8 protein-coding genes are annotated in these 8407 nt (G+C 43.9%); all 8 read left to right on the forward strand.

Going from position 1 to position 8407, the window contains the following annotated elements:
* The first annotated feature begins 236 nt into the window (after nt 1-236).
* Nucleotides 237-755: an ECF transporter S component gene (locus K6C05_RS09195; RefSeq protein WP_296733938.1), complete on the forward strand. Its 519-nt coding sequence runs from the start codon at nt 237-239 to the stop codon at nt 753-755.
* 15 nt (nt 756-770) lie between these two features.
* The gene (locus K6C05_RS09200; protein ID WP_296733940.1) at nt 771-2789 is read left to right on the forward strand and encodes a TonB-dependent receptor; all 2019 of its coding nucleotides are present in this window, start codon (nt 771-773) and stop codon (nt 2787-2789) included.
* A 161-nt stretch (nt 2790-2950) separates the two neighbouring features.
* A complete protein-coding gene (locus tag K6C05_RS09205; protein WP_296733943.1) occupies nt 2951-3838 on the forward strand; it encodes a YitT family protein in 888 nt (295 codons plus the stop codon).
* A 181-nt stretch (nt 3839-4019) separates the two neighbouring features.
* Nucleotides 4020-5849 (forward strand): indolepyruvate ferredoxin oxidoreductase subunit alpha, encoded by a 1830-nt coding sequence (gene iorA, locus K6C05_RS09210; RefSeq protein WP_296733946.1) that lies wholly within the window; start codon nt 4020-4022, stop codon nt 5847-5849.
* Complete coding sequence (locus K6C05_RS09215) at nt 5842-6435, forward strand: indolepyruvate oxidoreductase subunit beta (RefSeq protein ID WP_296733948.1); 594 nt, start codon at nt 5842-5844, stop codon at nt 6433-6435. Before iorA ends, K6C05_RS09215 begins: the two co-directional genes overlap by 8 nt.
* Before the next feature lie 3 nt (nt 6436-6438).
* Entirely contained in the window at nt 6439-7674 is a 1236-nt protein-coding gene (locus K6C05_RS09220; RefSeq protein ID WP_296733951.1) for a phenylacetate--CoA ligase, read from the forward strand.
* A 78-nt stretch (nt 7675-7752) separates the two neighbouring features.
* The gene (locus K6C05_RS09225) at nt 7753-7953 is read left to right on the forward strand and encodes a hypothetical protein (RefSeq protein WP_296733952.1); all 201 of its coding nucleotides are present in this window, start codon (nt 7753-7755) and stop codon (nt 7951-7953) included.
* A gap of 215 nt (nt 7954-8168) precedes the next feature.
* On the forward strand, nt 8169-8407 hold a 239-nt coding region (locus tag K6C05_RS09230; protein WP_296733955.1), incomplete at its 3' end, for a hypothetical protein.

Raw genomic sequence — 8407 nt, forward strand, 5'->3', positions numbered from 1 at the left:
AGCTTTAAGATGTCCCCTTCCTCTTTAGGTGGGGGAAAACAAACTACAACAGCTGGCGAGCATATCTCCCAGCTCGTTGAAACGCTAATTGGAAGATTTTTCTTCTAAAGAAGAAAAATTTGAACAATGGCGTTATAAAAAGATGCTTCCTGCTTGATATTGTTTATGGTACATGGCACAATAAGAGGTGTGTGGCTGATTTGCAGCTGAGTTTTTTGAATATGTGATGTGATGGTATGAGAACCAAAAAAATAGTTTTTGCGGGCTTGTTTATAGCAGTGGGCGTACTTTTGCCGATTGCTTTCCACATGCTGGGAGCCAGTGGTCGTCTGTTTTTGCCTATGCACATTCCCGTGCTTATGGGTGGGCTTCTGTTGGGGCCTGTATACGGACTGGCAGTAGGGGTGGCTGTACCTGTTATAAGCAGTCTGGTGACCGGAATGCCACCGGTATTTCCTATTTTGCCTATGATGACTGCTGAATTGGCGACTTATGGCTTTTTAAGCGGATTTTTGTATAAAAAATGCAGGCTGAGGTTGTTTGTATCCATGTTGGGAGCCATGGTGGCCGGAAGGATAACCTGTATTTTGATGTTGGCGTTGTTTGCAGAGTGGCTGCAGATAAAGGCTGATCCTGTGTTATATGTTTTGGCAGGAATATGGGGAGGAGCTGTTGGGATAGTTATGCAGCTCGTATTAATTCCTATTTTGGTGGGACGCCTAAAGGTGGCTTTTGGGGACCATGATTTATTTTGAAATAAGAGGTGTGAAATGAAAAAAACGGGTTTTTGGGGGAGCTTGATATGTATCAGCCTTATGACGGCACCATGCTTGGCTGCTGCTGACATGGGTGAGGAAGTGGTTGATGTGTATGGAGATAAATATGCTGGTGATTCCGTGGATACGGTTATAGATATGGAGTCTTATCGCGGACAGGCCAAAAATGTACCGGAGCTTCTGCGGGGCGTTGCCGGTATACAGATACAGAACAGGGCTTCCGGGGGCGGAGCCGAGGATATGACGCTTAAGCTAAGGGGCCATGACAGCCGCAGGTATACCGTACTGGTGGATGGTGTTCCTCAGCGTAATGCCGGCGTAATGGGTGGCAGCTATTTCAGCTGGGATGCTATGCCATTCAGTGCTATCGAACGGATTGAGATCATCAAGGGAGCCAAATCCCTGCAATATGGTCAGGTAAATGGTGGTGTCATCAATATTATTACCAGAAGAAAATCCGGGGGAACCCTGAAAAGGTCATATGGTACCTATAAATATAAGCAGGTCGCTTTTAACTATAATGGAACTGCCGGGGCCTTTGACTTTGGCTTGAATTATTTGTACGAAAATAAGGGCGCTGTATTGCGCAATGCTGATTATGCCAACCGTCAGTATGGTTTCAGGCTGGATTACCATGTGAACAAAACGGATACTGTCAGGGTTGGTTTTCAGCATGTCCGCACTGATCGTGGACTGGTGGTAATAAACAGTCCTGATAGGGCAGACTATAATGATTATTATCCAATAACAAATTTTGCGGATGCTTTTAGTAATGCCAAAACCACGGAAGTCGGAGATGGCAGCCGTACCAGAACTTATCGCAACAGCTTTGATATTTCCTATGATTCCAAGCGTACCAAGGGCTCAGACCGTTTTACCTATTGGCGGGTAAATGAAAAGATACATGAAATCAAAAAATCCGGTGGTACCCTGTTATTTGAGCGCAATAATTCTACTGATCAATCTCAGGGGTATATATACAAGGGCTCAAGGATATTAAATGATAAGCATGAGCTGTATTTCGGGGCTGATTATACCAGATACAGATATGGCCATGGCTGGTATGACAGCAATGCTGAGGGGGCTTCAGCATTATATCCTTCTCAAAAGGCCGATGTTTATGGGATTTATGTGGGTGATACCTGGCTGATGGATAACAGGTGGTCCCTTAATTATGGTGTCAGATACGATTCCATGAAGGGGGACAGGGATGACAGCAGAGCTGTTGCGGTCAAGTCCTTTAGCGACAGCAGTCTGTCACCAAAGGTAACGGCAACCTTCAGGAATGATAAGGCAACTACTACTTCTTTTTCCGTCAACCGCATATGGCGTGCACCTTCAATGGTTGAATTCTTCTGGTATTACAAGGGGATTGGCATGTCCCCGCTGAATCATAATGCAGAGGGAAGCCTCAGGCCTGAAAAGGGATGGGGCTACGATTTGGCAATAGAGCATGATTTCAGTACGAAGTATAAAAGCAAGCTGTCACTGTTTTATCAGAATTACAGTTCCTTTATCAGCTTTGTGCATACCAAGCCATTTAACTGTTACATGCTGAATGGAGTGAAGATCTGGGGCTTTGAATGGGAGAACAGGTATAATTTTGATGATAATTCGTCAGTTTACTTCAATTATACTCACCAGCATACCTCCAAGGATGGTGCTGCTTCATGGGATAAGGTGGCCCTGTCTGATCAGTTGGATTATCGTCCGCGGCATATGATTTCCCTTGGATATTCCTTTGAAAAGAATGGCTGGGGGATTAATTATGATGTGACCTATACTGGAAAACAGAAGGCAGTATATGGTTATCCTGCTGCCCTGCCTACAGAACAAAGAGCTGTGGATATGGGGGGATATGTGGTGCACAATCTTTCCTTCAAAAAACAGTTCAATAAGAAAACAGTGATGAATTTCACAATATATAACCTTCTGGATAAGCAGTATTGTGAGATATATGGGTATCCAATGGCAAAGAGGACTTATGTTTTGACATGTACCCGCAACTTTTAAAAAAATTGTAAATTTTACTTGACCAGTGGGGGATGTTTCCATTAAACTCAAGTCTGGTTTCCGGTGATTTATGGGTTATTATCCACCTCATAGAGGCTATTGCCTCAGCAACCGTTAACCATGGATAAAATATTTTGGCTGTGCAAGGAGCTGAATGTCGAGTGAAGCTGATTGAAAGATATGGTTTTATTGTGTTGGGATGCTTGATCAGCAGTTGTGGAATAAATCTGTTTTATGTGCCATCCAATCTTTTGACCGGTGGTGTTACGGGTATATCAATGGTTGTGCTGTTCTTATGGGGACTTCCCTTGGGCGTGCAGACATTTGTATATAATATCCCACTGTTGATAGCGGCGTATTATTTTCTGGGGAAGAAGTATCTGGCGGATGTGATAGTGGGGACAGTTATTTTTTCTGTATGCCTGGATCTTACTCAGTATCTCAGTGCCTTGCATGTGGTTGGGGATGTTATGCTGTCCTCTGTATTTGGCGGTGTACTGTGTGGTATAGGATATGGGATTGTTTTCAGGAATAATGGCAGTACCGGTGGCTTTGATATTATCGGGGCCATCGTAAAAAAATATTATTCCTTTGATATGGGAGCTGTGATTTTTTCCTTCAACTGCATGATCGTAGTTGTGGCAGGTTTTCTGTTTGATGTCACTCAGGCGCTTTTTACCCTGATAGGAATGTTTGTGTCGGCCAATATTACTGATAAGGTTATTGCCGGTATAAATCACAGAAAGGCAGTCCTGATAATATCTGACAAGGCGGCTGAGATTGCTGACGGGATTATTTATGAGGTGGGCCGTGGAGTTACATTCCTGCATGGGCAGGGAGCTTATACCCAAAAAGAACGGAATGTTGTTTTTGTGGTGGTGAAAACCACACAGATTGCAAAAATAAAGACCATTGTCGATATAATTGATGAAAGTGCGTTTATGATTATCATATCTGCCAACGAGGTAATGGGGCGTGGCTTTACACTGCCAGGACTGGAGATTGAAAAACTGCGGCAGGGACGCAAACCGGTTATCCCTGAGGACTAGGTTATACCAATTAATAAATTTATATTGTTTTTTAGCCGGAGGGTGGTTCGTTGCTTCCTTCCGGCTTTTGTATTATGGAAATATATTTTTGTTATTAGCACATAGATATGGTAAAATAGGTTTGTTGCCAGTGTAAGTATGTGTGCTGACAGAGAAAATATTTGTAGCTAGGAGAGGTACAATGGGTCAGGAATTTTTAATGGGCAATGAAGCGATTGCTATGGGGGCAATTGCTGCCGGAGTAAATCTGGTGGCAGGGTATCCGGGGACGCCTTCTACAGAGGTGTTGGAAACTGTTGCTAAAAGACGCCCTGACAATACTTATGTTGAATGGTCTATCAACGAAAAGGTAGCCATGGAGGTAGGAGCCGGTGCTGCATATACGGGAGCCAGGGTAATGGTAACCATGAAGCAGGTAGGTCTTAATGTAGCCACTGATCCTTTGATGAGCCTTGAATACATAGGTGTTAAGGGTGGGATGGTGATTTTGGTTGCTGATGACCCAGGGCCTATATCTTCCCAGACAGAGCAGGATACACGGCATTTTTCACGGTTTTCCAAACTGCCATGCTTTGATCCTTCAACGGTTCAGGAAGCCTATGAAATGGTGCAGGAGGCTTTTGAATATTCTGAGAAATATAGGACACCTGTTTTTTTCAGGTCTACAACCAGGGTTTCACATGGCTATGCTGTTGTTGATTTGAAGGAGCCAAATGATTATCATGTAAACTCCATAGAAGGATTTGTAAAGGATACGAAGCGTTGGGTAATATTTCCCAAGCTGTCCTATCAGGCCCATATGGATATTGAAAAAAGAAATAAAGAGCTGGCGGGAGTTTTTTCTGCATACAGCAGAAATTATATATTAAATGATGATAGTAAATTTCCCGCTAAGGGTATAGCGACCGGTGGGTTCAGCTTTACTTATGCCTGTGAGGCCCTGCGTGAACTGGGCAGTGTGAAGCTGTTGAAGGTTTCTACGCCACATCCTTTTCCCGAGGAGCTGGCAGTAAAATTCCTTGCGGGGCTGGATGAGGTGTTGTGCATTGAGGAGCTTGATCCGGTTATTGAACGGGAACTCATATATATTTGTGGCAAATATCAACTGCCCGTGAAAATTTATGGCAAAATGTCCGGGCATGTCCATACAGCAGGGGAAAATAGTATTGACAGCGTCAAGGGGAATATAGCTTCTTTCCTGGGGCTGACCATCACGGATTCAGCTGCTGTGGCCGGGAATGAATTAGCTGAAATGCCTGTATTGCCGGTACGGCCTCCTGTACTTTGTGCCGGTTGTCCGCATCGGGCATCGTTTTATGCTGTAAAGCAGGCCATGAAGGGGAAAAAGACAATCTTTTGTGGTGATATTGGCTGTTATACCATGGGGAATGCCATGCCTCTTGATATGGTGGATACCTGTCTTTGTATGGGAGCAGGCCTGGGGATAGCCCAGGGAGTAAGGCATATGGAGCCAGATACGGCTTGTTTTGCCTTCGTTGGTGATTCAACCTTTTTTGCAGCGGCAATTCCCGGGGTAATAAATGCAGTTTATAATCAGGCAAACATGACTTTGGTGGTATTGGATAATTCTACAACCGCCATGACAGGTCATCAGCCACATCCGGGGACCGGTCAGACCATGATGGGTGATGTGGTGGATAAAGTAAGTATTGAAGGTATTTTAAAGGGCATTGGGCTTAAATTTGTGGAGACCGTCGATCCATTGCAGTATGATAAAGCCGTAAGCACCGTAACAAGGGCTGCAGAACAGCCAGGGGTGAAGGCAATTATCTTTAAATCTCCATGTATAGCTATTGTTAAATCGGATAAATGCCTCAGTGTTAATCAGGACAAGTGCATAAACTGCCGTAAGTGCATACGGGAGATTGGCTGTCCTGCACTTATAATACGCGATGACAGGGTGGTAATAGACGACTCACTATGTACTGGTTGTGGATTGTGCAGCCAGATTTGCCCTGCTTTGGCAATTGGGGGTGAGGATAATGAATAAAAACATTGTGCTGTGTGGTGTAGGTGGCCAGGGAACAGTTTTGGCCTCCAAACTGATTTCCGGTGCTGCCATGAACAGGGGCATTCCTGTTAAGAGTGCTGAGACTATAGGTATGGCCCAGAGAGGCGGTAGTGTTTTTAGTCACCTCAGATTGGGTGATAATGTGGATTGTCCTATGATTGCCAAGGGAGCTGCTGATATTATAATCGGATTTGAACCTGGGGAAGCAGTGAGAATGCTTCCTTACCTGAAAAGAGGCGGTCAGGTCATTGTCAGTTCGAAACCGGTAATGCCGGTAACAGCAGCTTTGGCAGGATCAAACTATAATGGCAGTGAGATGCTGGATTATATCAAAGCAAAGGTGGACAATGTAATTGTAATAGATACACCGAAGGCCTGCAGTGACCTGGGATCTACCAAGGTCCTGAATCTGCTTCTCCTGGGGGCCGCAGTGGAAAGCGGTGCTTTGGGACTTTGTTCAGAGGATATCCGTCAGGTGATAGTCAGCAGGATTCCTTCCAGGTTTCATGAATTGAATTTCAGGGCTCTGGAGTATGCCAAAAATGTAATTGATAAGGGAGTATAAGCCATGAAAATAAATGATGAACAGCTCAAACTGGTGAATAATCGTATTGATGATCTGGAGGCAGCCAACAGCTTTTATGGAAAAAAGTTGGAGGAAGCCGGAATACATCATGTGTCCAGTGCAGAGGAATTTGAAAAATTACCATTTTCAGAGAAAAGTGACCTCCGTGACGCCTATCCATTAGGACTCATGACGGCTCCTGAGGAAAAGGTTGTCCGGATACATTCATCTTCAGGTACTACAGGAACTCCTGTAATTATTCCGTACACTCAAAAGGATGTGGATGATTGGGCAACAATGTTTGCCCGTTGCTATGAAATGGCAGGAATTACCAATAAGGACCGTCTGCAGATTACTCCGGGATATGGATTGTGGACTGCAGGTATTGGCTTTCAGGCAGGCTGTGAAAAGCTGGGTGCTATGTGTGTGCCTATGGGGCCGGGAAATACTGACAAACAGCTCCAGATGATGCAGGATATGGGCAGCACAGTAATATGTGCAACCTCATCCTATGCACTTCTTTTGGCCGAGGAAATTGAAAAAAGAGGCATAAAGGATAAAATAAAGCTCAAAAAAGGTGTTATCGGCTCTGAGCGTTGGGGGCAGAAGATGAGAGACCGTATATCCAATGAATTGGGAATAGAGCTTTATGATATATATGGTCTTACTGAAATTTATGGACCTGGCATCGGCATTAACTGTAAGTACGAAAGTGGCATGCACTACTGGGATGATTTTATCTATCTTGAAATCATTGATCCACAAACCTTGCAGCCGGTACCTGATGGAGAGTGGGGCGAAATAGTTATAACCACCCTTGTAAAGGAGGGGGCTCCGCTTATTCGTTATCGTACTCACGATATGTCCCGTATCATACCGGGTGAGTGTAAATGTGGCAGCAAGTTCCCAAGGATTGATGTGATTGCCGGACGCACAGATGATATGATGAAAATCAAGGGCGTTAATGTATTTCCTAAGCAGATTGAGGAAATTCTTGGGGAATTCCCTGAGCTTTCCAGCGAGTATCAGATCCGTATTTCCCATCTGGACGGAAAGGATACCATGCGTATTTATGTGGAGACAAACGGAAGCGTGGATTTTTTGGATATGGCAAAAAGGGTTGCCCAGAGGGTCAAGAGCCGCATAGGATTTACTCCGTTGGTCAAGGTGGTGGAGATAGGGCTGCTGCCTAGAAGTGAAAAGAAGAGCAAGCGGGTAATTGATGAGCGGTATGAATAATGTGCCATGCAAAGGAAAATAAGAAAAGCTGCCTGATGGCCGGAGCAGATACTTCTAAATACCTGAAGGAGGATCTTTATGGGTAAGCCACCTGAAATTGAAAATTCAACAGCTGCCGAAAGAGAACAGTATATCTATGATAACTTTTATTGTCGTGGTAACTGTGATATATGCGGTATTTGTAAGGTGTACCATGGAAAATCGCCGGAAATAGTATATTTGGATTACATTGAAGGTAAAAGAAGTTTTCAGGAAATAGCTGCAGAATACAAGAAATAAATAAAGGGTGGTGCCAATCGGCATCACCCTTTTATCATTTGAAGCTGCATAATGATTAATGGTCAGGAAAAAGATTTTGAAATGGAGATGAACTTTTGTTGTATTTTCTTTTGCATTATTGTTATGGTATAATAAAAAAGTCAAAAAGTTCAATGTGTGAATGATGGATATTGACAGTAGATTATTTAGCATAGAAATGAAAGGGTGTTTTGATTATGTCGCAGAGAATGACATTGGAAGAAGTGCTTAGGGAATATGGGATTCCACAGATTAAGCTGGATGTTCATGCCAAGGGCAGCGAATGCCGTGAACTGAGGGAAAAGCTGATGGATATTGTTAACCTGTCAGGAGGCAAGGAACAGGGATATCTGGATATTGACTGTAAATTATATATTGATATCGACGATATTGACAGATATCTGTCCGGCGAGCTGGACACACTGGGGGAGATATA

This window comes from Anaerovibrio sp. (assembly GCF_024697385.1).
Taxonomy (GTDB): domain Bacteria; phylum Bacillota; class Negativicutes; order Selenomonadales; family Selenomonadaceae; genus Anaerovibrio.